11 protein-coding genes and 1 pseudogene are annotated in these 15,635 nt (G+C 52.9%); 1 reads left to right on the top strand and 11 read right to left on the bottom strand.

The window, feature by feature from the left end; genetic code table 11:
• Positions 1-36 precede the first annotated feature (36 nt).
• The 9 genes from priA to PVOR_RS10870 all read right to left on the bottom strand — a co-directional run bounded on the left by priA (position 37) and on the right by PVOR_RS10870 (position 11,792).
• A complete protein-coding gene (gene priA, locus PVOR_RS10910; protein WP_006209222.1) occupies positions 37-2,571 on the bottom strand; it encodes a primosomal protein N' in 2,535 nt (844 codons plus the stop codon).
• Entirely contained in the window at positions 2,571-3,824 is a 1,254-nt protein-coding gene (gene coaBC, locus PVOR_RS10905; RefSeq protein WP_006209221.1) for a bifunctional phosphopantothenoylcysteine decarboxylase/phosphopantothenate--cysteine ligase CoaBC, read from the bottom strand. Before coaBC ends, priA begins: the two co-directional genes overlap by 1 nt.
• Before the next feature lie 124 nt (positions 3,825-3,948).
• A complete protein-coding gene (gene rpoZ, locus PVOR_RS10900; protein WP_006209220.1) occupies positions 3,949-4,149 on the bottom strand; it encodes a DNA-directed RNA polymerase subunit omega in 201 nt (66 codons plus the stop codon).
• Positions 4,150-4,211: 62 nt separating this feature from the next.
• On the bottom strand, positions 4,212-4,784 hold the full coding sequence (gmk, locus tag PVOR_RS10895; protein WP_006209219.1) for a guanylate kinase: 573 nt from the start codon (positions 4,782-4,784) through the stop codon (positions 4,212-4,214).
• A 13-nt stretch (positions 4,785-4,797) separates the two neighbouring features.
• Positions 4,798-5,058: an extracellular matrix/biofilm regulator RemA gene (remA, locus tag PVOR_RS10890; protein WP_006209218.1), complete on the bottom strand. Its 261-nt coding sequence runs from the start codon at positions 5,056-5,058 to the stop codon at positions 4,798-4,800.
• 53 nt (positions 5,059-5,111) lie between these two features.
• Positions 5,112-5,999, bottom strand: a complete 888-nt coding sequence (locus tag PVOR_RS10885) for a YicC/YloC family endoribonuclease (RefSeq protein WP_006209217.1) — start codon at positions 5,997-5,999, stop codon at positions 5,112-5,114.
• Positions 6,000-6,037: 38 nt separating this feature from the next.
• Positions 6,038-7,909 (bottom strand): bifunctional homocysteine S-methyltransferase/methylenetetrahydrofolate reductase, encoded by a 1,872-nt coding sequence (locus PVOR_RS10880; RefSeq protein ID WP_006209216.1) that lies wholly within the window; start codon positions 7,907-7,909, stop codon positions 6,038-6,040.
• Between the two features lie 180 nt (positions 7,910-8,089).
• Positions 8,090-8,926 carry a diaminopimelate epimerase gene (gene dapF / locus PVOR_RS10875; protein ID WP_006209215.1) on the bottom strand — a complete coding sequence of 279 codons (837 nt, stop codon included), beginning with the start codon at positions 8,924-8,926 and terminating at the stop codon, positions 8,090-8,092.
• Positions 8,927-9,002: 76 nt separating this feature from the next.
• Complete coding sequence (locus tag PVOR_RS10870; protein WP_006209214.1) at positions 9,003-11,792, bottom strand: calcium-translocating P-type ATPase, SERCA-type; 2,790 nt, start codon at positions 11,790-11,792, stop codon at positions 9,003-9,005.
• Positions 11,793-11,975: 183 nt separating this feature from the next.
• Here PVOR_RS10870 and PVOR_RS10865 point away from each other — a divergent pair.
• Positions 11,976-13,735: pseudogene (locus PVOR_RS10865) on the top strand (Rqc2 family fibronectin-binding protein).
• Between the two features lie 86 nt (positions 13,736-13,821).
• Here PVOR_RS10865 and PVOR_RS10860 read toward each other — a convergent pair.
• Positions 13,822-14,691: a PHP domain-containing protein gene (locus PVOR_RS10860; protein ID WP_006209213.1), complete on the bottom strand. Its 870-nt coding sequence runs from the start codon at positions 14,689-14,691 to the stop codon at positions 13,822-13,824.
• A gap of 46 nt (positions 14,692-14,737) precedes the next feature.
• Positions 14,738-15,634, bottom strand: coding sequence for a LysR family transcriptional regulator (locus PVOR_RS10855; RefSeq protein WP_006209212.1), 897 nt, complete (start codon positions 15,632-15,634; stop codon positions 14,738-14,740).
• Position 15,635: the final 1 nt, after the last annotated feature.

The raw sequence follows: 15,635 nt of genomic DNA, 5'->3' as shown, positions 1-15,635 counted from the left end.
ACACCATCCTTGTGCTTTTCATCATTATATGCGGTATTACATTAACATTTGCGGATCAACGTCAATACTGATTTGGAGTTTGCTGTCCCGCGCCGAATCCTGAAGCTTCTCGGCAACCAAACGCACCAGCGAGACGGCATCCATCGTTCCCCGCCATTTTATCATACATTGAAATCTGTATCTATTTTTTAACCGCGGAATTGGCGAAGCCACGGGACCCAGTATATCGAGCGCGCTCGCGTCAAACCGGTCCAGGCTTCCGAACCATCCTCGCCGGTCGGATTCGCTTTTTATGGCAGCGGCAAAATTCTCCGCCATTCTAACCAGCAGCGGCAGCTGCTCATGGGACAGCGTCACCAGTATCAGCCTGCAATACGGCGGGTAGTGGAGCGCCTTGCGGTGCTTCAGTTCGTCCTTGACGAAGGATAAATAATCATGGCTGCTCGCGTGAATGATCGAATAATGTTCCGGAGTATACGACTGGATGACCACTTCACCAGGCAACTGATGGCGCCCGGCACGTCCGGCAACCTGAGTGAGAAGCTGGAACGTCTTCTCGGCAGCCCGGAAATCGGGCAGGTTCAGCGCCGAATCGGCTGTAATGACACCGACTAAGGTAACATCCGGGAAATCCAGTCCTTTGGCGACCATCTGGGTGCCGAGGAGGACGTCTCCCTTTTTATCTCGAAATTGCTTAAGCAGCTTCTCGTGGGAGCCCTTCTCTGTGGTCGTGTCCACATCCATTCGAATGACGCGTATCCCGGGAAACAGCTTGGCCAATTCTTCCTCGACGCGCTGTGTGCCCGTACCGAAATAGCGTATATGCTCGCTTCCGCAATCCGGACACACCTCTGGTGCCTGTGCCGCATAACCGCAATAATGGCAGCGCAGATTGTTCGATTTCTGATGATAGGTCAGCGAGATATCGCATTCCGGACAACCTGCCACATATCCGCAGCTCCGGCACATCACAAACGTAGAGTAGCCCCGCCGATTCAGAAGCAGTACCGTCTGTTCTCCGCGTTCAAGCCGCGTTGTAATCGCTGCATGCAGGGAACGGCTAAACATAGAGCGGTTTCCATCACGCAGCTCCTCCCGCATATCCACGATCTGCACCTCCGGCAGCCGGTTCCCCAGCGCGCGGCTTGGCATCTCCAGCAGCTGCGGCGCAAAATGATCCTGCGCCTGCGATTTTGCCGCATGATAGCTCTCAAGCGAAGGCGTTGCAGAGCCTAAAATGACGGCAGCGCCGGTCAGCGAGGCCCGGTGAATCGCAACGTCCCTGGCATGGTACTTCGGTGTTTCTTCCTGTTTATATGATGTTTCATGCTCTTCATCCATAATGATCAGACCTAGGCGATCAAACGGCGCAAACACCGCCGATCGGGCACCCACAACTACAGAGGCGCGGCCTTCCCTTATTTTGCGCCATTCATCATAGCGTTCACCGTCCGAAAGCCGACTGTGCATGACGGCCACGCGGTCGCCAAAGCGGGCTTTGAATCGTTCCACCATTTGCGGGGTGAGCGATATTTCCGGAACCAGAACAATCGCCTGACGCTCCTGTTCCAGGCAGCGCTGAATGGTCTGCAGGTAGATTTCCGTCTTGCCGCTGCCTGTAACCCCATGCAGCAGAAATACGCCATGCTCACGTTCGTCAAGCTTATTCACGATGCTGCGGTACACCACCTGCTGCTCCTGCGTGAGCGCCAATGGGGTGCTCGGCGTGAAGTTCCGCCCTCTGTATGGGTCGCGAAACACTTCGACATCTTCAAGGGTAATCAGCCCTTTGTCAGCAAGCGCTTTGACGGTACCCGCTGTGACGCCAAGCGTCTGCAGCAGATCCTTTTGCGATATCGGCAGAAAGTCCTCCATCTCCAAAATATATTGGAGCACTTCCTTCTGACGCTGAGCCTTCGCCGGAAAAGACGCTAAAGCCGTGCTCGCTTCCTCGCTCGAAACGGCAAGCTCTATCGCCTTCATCGTTTTTTTCTGCAGTTTATCCTTGATCTGCTGAAATTCGCTGAGCCGTCCTCGGCCGATCAGCGCTTTTATCGTTGCAGCCCCATCCGGAAACGCCCGGGATAACTGCTGAAGCGACACCTCGCCCTTCTGACCGACAAACCGGATGATCTGCTGCTCCAGCTCACTCTCGGGCAGGAGAGCAAATAGTCCGTCCGCTTCCTCTGTGCTGTCCATGTCCATATCAGAATGGGCAAGGGAAATATAGCGCTCCGCTTTTCCTTTCAGCGCCGTTGGCAGCATCGATTGGAGAGCAGATATATGACGGCAAGCATAGCGCTCCTTCATCCATTCCCCGACCTCAATAAGTTCAGGAGAAAGAGGCGGCATCACATCGAGCACTTCCTGAATCGGCTTCATTTTGGCCGTATCCATCTCGGGACGCGGATGCAGAGAAACCACGAAACCCTGCAGCGTACGGTGTCCAAAGGGCACTCCGACACGGCTTCCTACCTCAATCCAGGGGCGCAGATCCTCCGGGATCAAATAATCAAAAGGCCGGTCCGTATCCTTGGACGGCACGTCCACAATTACACGGGCCATTTCCATTAGGATAACCTCCCGGGTAACCGCTCCGCCGCCAGCGTTAAGAGCCTCAGGGCCACTTCCTCCTTGGACATTACGGGAAGCTGCAATACCAGCCCCTCTGCGTCAAAGATATGAACGCTGTTGGTATCCGTGCCAAATCCCGCGCCCTCCTGCGTAACATCGTTGGCAACGATCAGATCGCAGTTTTTACGCTTCAGCTTCTCTTGGGCAAACTGCTCCACGCTATCCGTCTCTGCGGCAAACCCGATCAAGAATTGCGAGATTTTCCGGCGCCCCAGACTCTCCAGAATGTCCGTTGTTTTTACAAGCTCAAGCGTCATGGTCTCGCCGCGCTTCTTGATCTTGGACGCTGCAATTTCCGCCGGGCGATAATCAGCGACAGCTGCCGCCTTAACAACGATATCACTGTTCTCAAACACGCGAAGCACCGCTTCGTACATCTCCTGAGCCGATTCCACCTTTTCCGTGGAGATTCCCTCAGGCGGAGCTTCATCCGTGTGGGCGGCAATGAGGTGAACATCCGCTCCCAGCATTTGGGCAGCTTTAGCAATCGCAAACCCCATTTTTCCGGAAGAATCATTCGTGATATAACGGACCGGATCGATACGCTCTACCGTACCCCCAGCCGTGACAACCACTTTTTTGCCTTGCAATGGGCCAAGAGACTCGCTTCCCGTGCTCACGCTCACCTCTTCCAGCTGAGATGCTTGATCATTGAAAAACCGTTCAACCACGTCAACGATCGTATCCGGCTCTTCCATCCGTCCCTTTCCGACATATCCGCATGCCAGAAGACCTTCTCCGGGTTCAATCATGGCCACTCCGCGGGAAACCAGCGTCTCCATATTCGCCATAACGGCCGGATGCGTGTACATATGCACATTCATCGCCGGTGAGATCATGACGGGTGCAGTGGTCGCAAGCAGCGTTGTGGTCAGCATGTCGTCTGCCAGGCCGTGCGCCATTTTACCAATAACATTCGCAGTTGCTGGAGCGATCAGCACCAGATCGGCCAAGTCGGCCAAGTGGATATGCGAGACTACCGACGGGTCCCTCTCATCAAAAGTATCGCTATAAACCGGGTTTTTGGTCAGAGTCTGCAGCGTTAATTCCGGAATGAACTGCTTCGCCGATTCCGTCATAATGACGTGCACATCCGCTCCCCTCTGGACAAGCCTGCTGCATAAAGTCGCTGCTTTATACGCGGCAATGCCACCTGTAACGCCAAGTACGATGACTTTTCCGTTCAACATGACAATCCCCCGCTTTCGATTGGTCTGAAAGTTACACTATCATATCTTGTCAAAAAAATAACAACCTTTCGGTTGTCACATTTTTGCGCGCTAACGCTGTTGTATTCAAATGTCGGAAAAAGTCCTAGTCCTGGCCCTTCTCAATCTTCACGTAATCGCCGTAGATCTCTTCCAGAGCGACACCGACATACTTATGAGATTTCGGATGTTTCAACTCGCTAACTTCTCCTTCACGCAATTGGCGTGCACGGCGGGAAGCCGCAACCACAAGAGAATATTTACTGTCTACCTTATTCATCATTTCATCAATGGATGGATATAACACAGTCGAAGCACCTCTTCTTATTTTACTTGAAAGTTTATGCCGTCTATGAACAGACAGACAGCTTACTTTCTCACCTTACAATGTTCGGCTATAATGATAGATTCTATTCTCTTACAAGCGAGATTGATTTCATCATTCACTACCGCATAATCATAATGCTGCAGCAGATTGATTTCGTCAACAGCTACGGACATACGATGGTCGATTGTAGCCTGACTCTCTGTTCCCCGGCCCTGGATTCGGTCTTTCAATTCATCCAGCGACGGCGGCATGAGAAACACAAAGATACCATCCGGAAACTTCTCCTTCACCTTTAGTGCACCCTGCACTTCGATCTCCAGTATAATATCCTTGCCAGTGGCTAATGTTTCTTCCACAAAATCACGCGGGGTCCCATAATAGTTCCCGACGTATTCCGCATATTCAAGCAGCTGATCATTGTCAATCATATCCATGAATTGCTCGCGACTTTTGAAAAAATAGTTCACACCATTTACCTCACCGAGCCGCGGCGACCGTGTCGTTGCCGACACCGAATACACCAATTCCGGAACCCGGCTGCGAAGCGCCGTACAAACGGTTCCTTTTCCCACCCCGGAAGGACCGGACAATACAATCAATAATCCTTTAGACATAGTACTCCCCATCTTATTCGTCGTTGTCGTCATCTTTGCTGGACAGACGGTGAGCCACCGTTTCAGGCTGCACAGCCGATAAAATCACATGGTCGCTATCGGTAATGATAACAGCCCGTGTCCTTCGGCCATATGTAGCATCGATCAGCATATGACGGTCCCGTGCTTCTTGAATAATCCTCTTGATCGGAGCCGATTCAGGACTCACGATTGAGATGATTCGATTGGCCGATACGATGTTTCCGAAGCCAATATTAATAAGTTTGATTGCCATAGTGCGGTTGCTCCCCCTATACATTTGACTCTTATTTGCCGATGAAGCTGCGGTTATTCCACATTGGCGGCTTGCTCACGAATCTTCTCCAGTTCCGCTTTCATTTCGACAACACGGTTTACCAGAGTCAGATGATTGGCCTTCGATCCAATCGTATTGACTTCTCTGTTCATTTCCTGAATCAGAAAATCCAATTTACGGCCTACAGGATTTTTCTGATGAAGCAGCTCCCTGCACTGTTCCAAGTGACTGTGAAGACGAATCAGCTCCTCGTCCACATTGGAACGTTCGGCAAACAGAGCGACTTCCATTCCGAATATATGTTCATCAACAGCAAGCGCCCCCTCAGCAAGCGACTCGATGCGCTGCCGCAGACGCTTCCGGTATTCTTCCGGCACGTCTGGAGCGAGCTCGGTCATCTCGCGGTGGAGCAGCTGCAGGCGGTCAAGTCTCTGTTCGATGTCCCTCACCAAAAAAGACCCTTCCCTGCCGCGCATTTGCATCAGACCGTCCAACGCTTGCTCAAGACCTTGAAGAAGCGCATCATTCCATAACTTCTGCTGCGCTTCATCCATGGGAAGTCCGCTCGGACTAACAAGAACATCTGGCAGCGACATAATATCCCGCACCGCCAGATCTCCCTTAATTCCGTATGACTTCAAATCCTCGGCAGCCTGCAAATATGCCTTAACCATAGCGTGGTTCAGCACAGCACCCTGGGACTCGCCGTTGTTTTCCTTGTTAATATAAACATCAATCCGTCCACGACCGATTCGGCTCTGTACCGCCCTTCGAAGCGAATCCTCGAAGCATGCCCATTCACGAGGCATTCGAAAGACGATCTCACAATACCTGTGATTGACAGACTTCAATTCGAAAGAGATATTGTAACCTTGAAAATCGACAACGGATTGCCCATATCCGGTCATGCTCAATGACATCGGAATCACATCCATTACACTATTGTAATTGATAATTATTAATGAAACAAGGGGGTCAATCGGCGGCCCGATTTCTCCCAGACATACTCCATTAATTGCACACTCATTTCATAGAACATAAACGGAGTCATCAAGTAGATGCCGTTAAAATGCTCTGTTGCCACGTCCAGCAGCTCCTTGCCGATCTTGACGCCCATGGCCCGTCCCGCTTCACCTTCAAGCCCGGCCATGCGGCTCCGAACTTCGTCCGACAGCTGAATGCCCGGCACCTCATTGTGCAGGTACTCCGCATTCCGTCCGCTTGCCAGCGGCATGATGCCGATAAAGATTGGAATCTCCAAATGAGCTGTCGCTTCTCTAAGTCTAACCATCAGCTCGGGGTCGTACACAGGCTGCGTCATCACATAATCCGCACCGGAGGCAATCTTCTTCTCCAGGCGTGCAACCGCCTTGTCGAGATGCCGGACATTGGGATTAAATGCGGCCCCGACAACAAACTTGGCTTTTTGCTTGAGCGGCTTGCCCGAGAAGGCAATGCCATCATTCAGTTGTTTGATCATTCGTATGATTTCAAATGAGGTCATGTCATAAACCGAGCTGGAGTCCGGCAAGTCTCCGAATCGCGCCGGATCCCCTGTCACCGCCAGCACGTGATCGATGCCAAGAGCATCGAAGCCCATCATATGCGACTGCGTTCCGATAAGATTGCGGTCACGGCAAGCGATATGAATCAAGGGCCGCAGACCTGTGCGCGCCTGTACCAGATGACCGAGCGCCATGTTGCTCATACGCGTTACGGCCAGCGAATTGTCAGCCAGGGTCAAGGCGTCGGCACCGGCTTTTTTCAAAGCTTCCGCACCTTTCATGAACTTCGTGATATCCAGATCCCTTGGAGGGTCCAGCTCTACGATAACCGTGTGACGCTCCTTCACGATATCTACGATTGTTGGTTCCCCGCTGCGCTCATAAAACTGCTCTTGAGCCGACTCATGGATCACGATGCGGTTGACCTCAGCCTCTTCAACGACTGGCAGCGGTGAAGGCACGTACCCGGATAAGGCCAAGGAAATTTCTGAAATATGCTCCGGTGTGGTTCCGCAGCAGCCGCCGATAATTCTGGCGCCCCGATCCGCAAACTCCAGGGCCGTCTTGCCGAAATACTCCGGACTCGCGCCATAACGGTATTCTCCGTCCACGTAATCGGCGATCCCCGCATTAGGGTAGACCGATGCCGGAAGATTCATAACGCCGTTCAAGGTTTCCAGCGCGCGCATAATGCCGTTAGGACCGGTCCGGCAGTTGAAGCCGATGATGTCCGCGCCTTCCTGGCTCAGGATGCGGTAAGCATCCGGCATCGTGAAGCCGTCCAGCGTACGGGCTATATCCTCGACCGCAAACTGGCAGATTACCGGAATATCACTCAGCATTCGCGCCTGCGCCAACGCCAGCTGCATTTCGTCCACGTCATAGAACGTCTCCAGCAGGATGCCGTCAACGCCTTCCGATATCAGAACCTTCAGCTGCTCTTCGAAGTAACGCTTCAGCTCGCTGGTAGAAATGTTGTTTCTTTTGCCTGCCCGAATGGAGCCCACAGCCCCCACTACGTATCCGTGATTACCGGCAGCTTCACGGGCGATTCTTACACCTGCACGGTTAATCTCTTCTACCCTCGTCTCCAAACCGTATTTGGACAGTTTGTCGTAGTTGGCAGAGAACGTGTTCGTCTCGATCACCTGAGCACCAGCTTCAACATACTGGCGATGAACGTTCCCGATGACCTCCGGGGAGGTTAAATTCAGTTCTTCATATGATATGCCTACAGGAAATCCCTTTTGATATAAATAAGTACCCATCGCGCCGTCACCGACCAGTACCTGATTCTCCCATGCCTGCCGAAGATCCGGTTTCATCGCGTTTTCCCTCCACCTGACATTTATTTTCAACTAATGTATCATAAAACTCTCATAAAGATAAAGAGACAAAAGGGAGACCTTCCAAAGGCCTCCCTACCGTGTCCACCCCTACAGGACAAACTTTATAAAATGCTAGTTTTTATCTCGCAATCGTGCCTAATCGCCAACAGCTGTGCCTTAAATGGCTAACGTTCCTTTATACACGAGCTCGGCTGGGCCTGTCATATAGACATGGTTGTCGTTCTCATCCCACTCGATAAACAAGTCTCCGCCTTTCAGGGATATCGTTGCGCTGCGGTCTGTTGATCCATTCAGCACAGACGATACCAGCGTCGCACATGCGCCCGTTCCGCAAGCCAGGGTCGGACCTGCGCCGCGCTCCCATACCCGCATATCCACTTGATCCCGTGAATTCACGGTCGCAAACTCCACGTTAATCTTTCTCGGGAACAGCGGATGCACCTCCAGCTTAGGTCCCCATGTACCCAGATCAAAGTTAACAGCATCGTCAACATAAATCACGCAATGCGGATTACCCATGGATACTGCAGTGAAACGGAACTCCCGGCCGTCCACCTCAACGGGATGATCCACAACCGGGTTGAGATCAATGGTTGTTGGCACACTCAGTCCATTCAGTACAGGCTCGCCCATGTCTACCCGCACACTGCTCACTTGACCATCCTGCACCGTAAGGCGAACCTGCTGCACTCCGGCACCGATGGTTTCTATCGTTATCTCCTCACGGTTGATATGCCCGTGATCATATACATACTTCGCGACACAGCGAATGGCGTTGCCGCACTGCTCGGCTTCGGAGCCGTCCGAGTTCATAATTCGCATCATGAAGTCCGCCTTCCGGGAAGGCAATATATATACAAGTCCGTCAGCACCGATACCGAAGAAGCGATGGCACAGCTTCACAGCCCGTTCGGACGCATCATTAGGAAGTTCTTGTTCGCCGTATACAACAACGAAGTCGTTGCCAAGTCCGTGCATTTTCGTAAATTCCATAGTAAAAACCCATCTCCTCTGCAATTGCTACGCTTGTGCATAGTTTATCGCAGAAGGGATGGGCCATCCATTCATTTTACGCCGAAATATTTGCACTCTTCGTCATCATGCTGCGGCGGTTGCGATTCCGTCTGCCTCCCCACACGCTTCCCGCCCCCATCAGGAACGTAGGGATCCCGGCAGCCACGAGCGTAAGCGCCCATTCCTTCAGACCGAGCGGAACCGTTTTGAAGATCGGCTGAAGCGCCTCGATGTACATCACGCCAAGCATCAGTAAGATCGAGGACAGCACGGCCAGCACCAGGGCTTTGTTCTGGAGCGGATTGCGGTGGAAAATCGACCGCGAGCTGCGGCAGTCAAACACATGGATCAGCTGTGCCATGACGAGTGTAGCAAAGGCAACGGACTGCGCTTTGGCCAGCTGGGCGGGATCGTTTGGCGCAATGCGCAGCGTGACCCAGAAGGCGCCGAGTGTACACAGGCCGATCAATATACCGCGGCTGATGATTTTCCAGCCAAGACGTCTTGCAAAAATATTTTCCTTGGCTCCCCGCGGTTTGTGCTCCATCAGATCCTTCTCCGGCTGATCCACGCCAAGCGCCATTGCCGGGAGGCCGTCGGTGACCAGGTTCACCCACAAGATCTGGATCGGAACAAGCGGAAGCGGCAAGCCCAGCATCATGGCAAAAAACATCGTCAGAATTTCACCAACATTGGAAGCAAGCAAATAACGGATGAATTTACGGATGTTCTCATAGATGCTACGCCCCTCCTCGATCGCCGAAACAATCGTGGAGAAATTGTCGTCGCTGAGCACCAGTGACGAAGCTTCTTTGGTTACATCTGTTCCGGTAATCCCCATTGCAATCCCGATATCCGCTGCCTTGATCGCCGGTGCATCATTCACGCCGTCTCCCGTCATGGCAACTACATGCCCTTTGCGCTGAAGCGACTTGACGATACGGAGTTTATGTTCCGGTGATACACGGGCATAAACAAAGGTCTGATCCACCTTCGCATCCAGCTCCTTGTCATCCAGCCGTGCCAGCTCTTGACCCGACATCGACAGACCGTTCCTTGGAAGGATGCCAAGCTGGGCGGCGATTGCTTCTGCCGTTGTCCGGTGATCGCCTGTTATCATTACGGTCTTGATGCCCGCACGGCGGCAAGTCGCAATCGCATCTCGCACTTCGCGGCGCGGCGGGTCAATCATCCCTGCCAGTCCAACAAAAATAAGCTGACTCTCCGCCTCTTTCTCCGTTTCGGGCTTATCGTAAGAGCGCAGATCCCGATACGCCAGGCCAAGCACGCGCAGTGCATCGGAAGCCATGCCTTCATTGGCTGCAAGCACCTTCTGACGGAGCGTCCCCGTGAGCGGGACGATATTGCCGTCCCACATTATATAGGTACAGGCATCAAGCAGGACATCCGGGGCGCCCTTCGTACACAACAAGCGTCCGCCCTGATGGCTGACGATGACAGACATCAGCTTCCGTTCCGAATCAAACGGGAACTCTTTATCTCTTTGATAGACAGAATTCAGGCTGCTCCGGTTTAATCCCATTTTGGACGATAGCGTCAGCAGCGCTCCCTCTGTCGGGTCCCCTTTTAGTTCCCAGGCAGCGGCTGCCGGTTCTTCCTTGCTCTTCCGCTTGTTCCGCATTTCTTCCTGCACGTTCTCATAAATCTCGGCATTGTTGCACAGCCCGCTAATTTGCAGCAGCCTGCGCAATCCCTGATCCGATCTCAGTTCAACAGGCTTGCCTCGGTGGAGGATCTGACCCGTCGGGTCATAACCTTGTCCAGTTACTTCCAATGATCGGCCTCCCAGCCAGACTTGGGTCACCGTCATTTTGTTCTGGGTAAGCGTTCCGGTTTTATCTGAGCAGATCACGGACGCGCAGCCAAGCGTCTCCACGGATGGCAGCTTGCGCACAATCGCTTTGCGTTTAATCATCCGCTGCACGCCCAGTGCGAGGGCAATGGTTACGATCGCCGGCAGACCTTCAGGTATAGCGGCAACCGCGAGGCTGACACCTGCGAGGAACATGCCCGCAGCAGGCTGTCCATGCAGAATACCTGCAAGAACGACCAGAATCGTCAGGCCTAACGACACGCCGATCAAAATTTTGCCAAGCTGCTCCAGGCGATGCTGTAGTGGAGTCTCCTGGGATTCCGTATTCTGGATCAGATCGGCGATTTTGCCCATCTCCGTGTCCATTCCTGTGCGGATGACAACGCCCTTGCCTGTGCCTCGGGCCACCATCGTGCCCATAAATCCGATGTTCTTGCGGTCACCCAGCGGAACATCCGCATCGCTTATCGGCTCGGCATGTTTGTTAACCGGCAGGGATTCTCCGGTTAATGCCGATTCCTCGACGCTGCAGCTGCTGATTTCGAGCCAGCGAACATCGGCCGGAATCCGGTCGCCGCTCTCGACCAGTACCACATCGCCCGGCACGAGCTCTTTTGCCGCAAGCTGAACCACTTTCCCGTCCCGAATCACCCTGGACGTAGGTGCGGACAGCTGCTTTAATGCCCGGAGCGAGCGCTCTGCTCTAAACTCCTGAACGAAGCCAAGAATCCCGTTGATCAGAATGATGGCTACAATCGTTACAGCATCCAGATACTCGCCCAGCAGGCCGGACACCAGGGTGGCTCCAAGGAGCACCAACACCATGAAATCCTTAAATTGATTCAAGAACAGAACAAATGGAGAAATTTTAACGCCCTCGGAGAGCTCGTTATAGCCGCTTTTTTTCCGTCTCTCCCCGGCCTCCTCTTCCGTGAGGCCCTGCTGCGGACGCACTTGCAGCACCTGCTGCAATTCTTCCATATCCATCTGGTGCCATTGCTTTTGTTCCATGCTTCCATTCCCTCCCGGTTGTTTTGCAAGTTCCGGCGGATGACAGCTTTTCCACCCTTTCTACGTAAATGTATTCGGACAGGTCCTGAATTATCACAGAAGGGGCCTTAAGTTTTTGAGGGAAATATGGCATCATAGAGAAGTACGATTAGGAAGGGTAACAGACAGATAGGAGAATGAATGATGGCATTAGACGGTATTGTCACACGCGCAATCGTGCATGAGCTTCAATCATGCCAGGGTGCGCGGATCAATAAAATATATCAGCCGAACGATCGGGACATCGTCCTTCATATGCGCACAAAACAAGGAAATGCCAAACTGCTGCTATCGGCCAACCCTACATATCCCCGGGTGCATCTGACACAGGAGACGTTTGTGAATCCGGCTGAAGCCCCGATGTTCTGCATGGTCCTGCGCAAGCATTGCGAGAGCGGCATCATCGAGGACATCCAGCAGGTCGGCATGGAACGGATTATTCATATTACGATCCGTCAGCGTGACGAGCTCGGGGATATATCCTACCAAAAAAATCATCATCGAGCTAATGGGCAGACACAGCAACATTATTTTGCTCGATCCCGCAAGCGGCACCATTCTGGACGGCATCCATCACGTAACCCCGTCCATCAGCAGTTACAGAGTGGTTATGCCCGGGTTCTCCTACACGAATCCGCCGGAGCAGCACAAACTTAATCCGCTGGAAACCGGGCAGGAAGCTTTCCGGGAAGCTTGTTTGATGAGTGAGGAGCAAGCCGTTCCGTGGCTCGTAGGGACATTCAGCGGTCTAAGCCCTCTGGCAGCCCAGGAGATAACCCACCGCACGGGCGCTCATGCATCTGCCGAAGAGGAAACGGAGAAGGACTGCGGCAGCCTGTGGAGCACATTCAACGAGATCATGGAATTAGTTCGGAGCCATCAATATACCCCGGTTACAGGCCTGAATGGAAAGGGGAAATCGGTCTTCTCCGTCATTCCGTTAAGCCTCCTGGCAGGAGAAGCCGCAACCTACGACTCCGTCAGTCAATGCTTGGAGGATTATTATGGTGATAAAGCGCAGCGGGATACGGTTAAGCAGAAGGTCAGCGACCTGCTTCGGTTCCTCCAGAATGAACGAACCAAGAACATCAAGAAGCTGGATAACCTGAATGCCGATTTGGAGGAAGCCGGTGATGCAGACCGGTATCGCATCTATGGCGAGCTGCTCTTCGCCTCGCTGCATCAGATTCAGAAGGGAGACCGGGAAGCAAAGCTGACCAACTTCTATGATGAGGACCAAGCTTCCGTTACCATTCCACTGGATCCGCTTTTGACTCCATCGGACAATGCGCAGCGTTATTTTAAAAAATACAACAAATACAAAAATAGCCTCGCCGTCATCGATGAGCAGCTGATTAAGACCCGTGAAGAGATTGATTATATCGAAAACCTGCTGCAGCAGCTGGCGCACGCTTCCTTGAACGATATCGACGAAATACGCGACGAGCTGATTCAACAGGGATATTTGAGAGATCGAAACCGCAAAGCCAAGAAAAAGAAAAAAAATAGACAAGCCGACGCTGCATGTCTATACTTCATCCGAAGGTGTCGAGCTCTACGTTGGCAAAAACAACCTTCAGAACGAATATGTGACCAACCGTCTCGCATCCTCCAATGATACATGGCTGCACACCAAGGATATTCCAGGCTCTCACGTCGTCATCCGAAGCAGCGATTACGGTGACGCCACGCTGCAGGAAGCGGCTCAGCTTGCCGCTTATTACAGCCAAGCTAAAGAATCGAGCAGCGTGCCGGTCGATTACACACTCATTCGACATGTTCGCAAGCCGAATGGAGCCAAGCCCGGATTTGTCATCTATGACAATCAGAAAACCTTGTTCGTCACACCGAACGAGCAGCAGATCAAGGCCCTGCCCAATTCGGTGAAAAACAACCGAAATTAATACAAGCTCAAACACAGTGGCATCGCTACACAAAGAAACGGGTACCCTGGCAGATCAACTGACCTGCCAGGGTACCCGTTTATGATTTAGCTTGATATGGTTCGCGCCTGCTGAAGCTGTTCCAGCACCTGCATAGGCACCTGCCGACTGCCGATATCCCCATGAAATACCTGGCCCTGCCTCACGCCATGATAATCCGATCCGGCTGTGACGATTAAGCCGTATTCCTTGGCCATTGCCAAATACCGCAGCTCATCCGGGGCTTCATGATCGGAATGATAAACCTCAATTCCCTTAAACGCAGCCGCTTGGATTACCTCTCTTACCAATCCATCGTCACCGTACAGCCCCGGGTGCGCAAGCACCGGTACTCCGCCGGCCTCGCGAATCCATTCGCAGGCCTCCTTCGGATGAATTCGCGGCTGAGGGACGTAGGCCGCTGCGCCTTGCGCTAGATAACGATCAAAGGCATCCCTCATATGGAGGGCATGTCCTTTCAAAACCAGCGCATCCGCAATATGCGGGCGCCCGATGCTCTCATCAGGCTCAAGCGGCCGTCCCAAACCCTTGATTACATCCTCCATCGTAAGCTCAATTCCCAGCTCCTGAAGTTTATCTATGATGCGCGCATTGCGTTGTTCCCTTGTTCGTCGCAGCTCTGCCAGACGTTCAAGAAACACGGGATCCCGGTAATCTACATAATAGCCAAGGACATGTATATCCGTTCCTCCGGCCATGGTGCTGATTTCCACGCCCGGAACGACGACCATGTTCAATCGTTCTCCCGCCTGCAACGCCTCCTCGACGCCAGCCACTGTGTCATGATCCGTTATTGCCAGCGCTCCCAGTCCCCGCTCGAAGGCAAGCTGCACATTCTCTGAGGGACGATTCATTCCATCCGATGCCTGGGTGTGGGAATGAAGATCACAGCCCATCCGCTCCGTCGTTTGGTCCATCCTGCTCCATCTCCTTTCTTTGCTGCCAGTTCCGATATGCCTTTGCCTAGCGCTGACGCTCCCTTAGATAGGACAGAAACGTTATGGCTGACATGGGCAGCAGCGCTGAACGCAATTGTATCGAATAAAAGTTCCGTTTAAACGAGGCATCGGCAATATCAATCATTTTGACTAAACCGAGCGCAGTTTCATGTTTGACCGTTGAGATCGACAGCATCGTAATGCCGAGGTCTTCCTCTACGGCCGATTTCACCGCCCCTGTGCTGCCAAGCTCCATTACCGTTTGTATGCTCCCGGGGTCAAACCCCCGCTCCAGCAGAACATCCTCCATGACCTGCCGGGTCCCCGATCCCTTCTCGCGAAGGACAAACGGATAGGCCAGCACTTCCTCCAGATAGATTTTGTCTTCCCTTGCCGCCAGTGGATGCCCTGAAGGTACAATCAGTTTGAGCTCATCCTCCATGACCGCATCGAGCACCATATCCGGATGTTCCACCGGGGCTTCAATCAACCCGAAATTCAATTGGTGGCTTGCGATTTCCTCAAGAATCTGCGTGGTGTTCATCACTTTAAGCATAATGGATATGTCCGGATACTCCCGCCCAAAAGGACCCAGCAAACGGGGCAGAACATACTCTCCGATGGTCAGGCTCGCCCCGAGCTGCAGCCTTCCCTGAAGTTTGTTCGAGAAAGCGGCCATCGCCGCATCCGTTTCCTGAGACAGCTCCAGACTCCGTCGTGCAAAAGGAAGCAGCGTCATCCCTGCCTCGGACAATTCCATGCGTTTGGTGGAACGATTAAGAAGCTTTGTCCCGAAGTATTCCTCCAGCGCTTGCACCTGCATCGTCACGGCCGGCTGACTCATGTGGAGCGCCTGCGCGGCAGCGGAAAAGCTCCCCCGCTCGGCGACCGTGTAAAAAATATGTAGTTGATGAAAGTTCATA

The sequence above is a fragment of the Paenibacillus vortex V453 genome, assembly GCF_000193415.1.
Lineage (GTDB): Bacteria > Bacillota > Bacilli > Paenibacillales > Paenibacillaceae > Paenibacillus_AQ > Paenibacillus_AQ glucanolyticus.
The sequence above is the reverse complement of the archived record's forward strand: the minus strand, read 5'-3'. Positions and strand labels throughout refer to the sequence as shown.

Coding starts and splice junctions, on each gene's coding strand:
- PVOR_RS10870 (WP_006209214.1), bottom strand. CDS start 11,792: ATGGAACAAAAGCAATGGCACCAGATGGATATGGAAGAATTGCAGCAG.
- PVOR_RS10860 (WP_006209213.1), bottom strand. CDS start 14,691: ATGGACCAAACGACGGAGCGGATGGGCTGTGATCTTCATTCCCACACC.
- gmk (WP_006209219.1), bottom strand. CDS start 4,784: ATGTCTAAAGGATTATTGATTGTATTGTCCGGTCCTTCCGGGGTGGGA.
- dapF (WP_006209215.1), bottom strand. CDS start 8,926: ATGGAATTTACGAAAATGCACGGACTTGGCAACGACTTCGTTGTTGTA.
- coaBC (WP_006209221.1), bottom strand. CDS start 3,824: ATGTTGAACGGAAAAGTCATCGTACTTGGCGTTACAGGTGGCATTGCC.
- PVOR_RS10880 (WP_006209216.1), bottom strand. CDS start 7,909: ATGAAACCGGATCTTCGGCAGGCATGGGAGAATCAGGTACTGGTCGGT.
- priA (WP_006209222.1), bottom strand. CDS start 2,571: ATGGAAATGGCCCGTGTAATTGTGGACGTGCCGTCCAAGGATACGGAC.
- remA (WP_006209218.1), bottom strand. CDS start 5,058: ATGGCAATCAAACTTATTAATATTGGCTTCGGAAACATCGTATCGGCC.
- PVOR_RS10855 (WP_006209212.1), bottom strand. CDS start 15,634: ATGAACTTTCATCAACTACATATTTTTTACACGGTCGCCGAGCGGGGG.
- PVOR_RS10885 (WP_006209217.1), bottom strand. CDS start 5,999: ATGTCATTGAGCATGACCGGATATGGGCAATCCGTTGTCGATTTTCAA.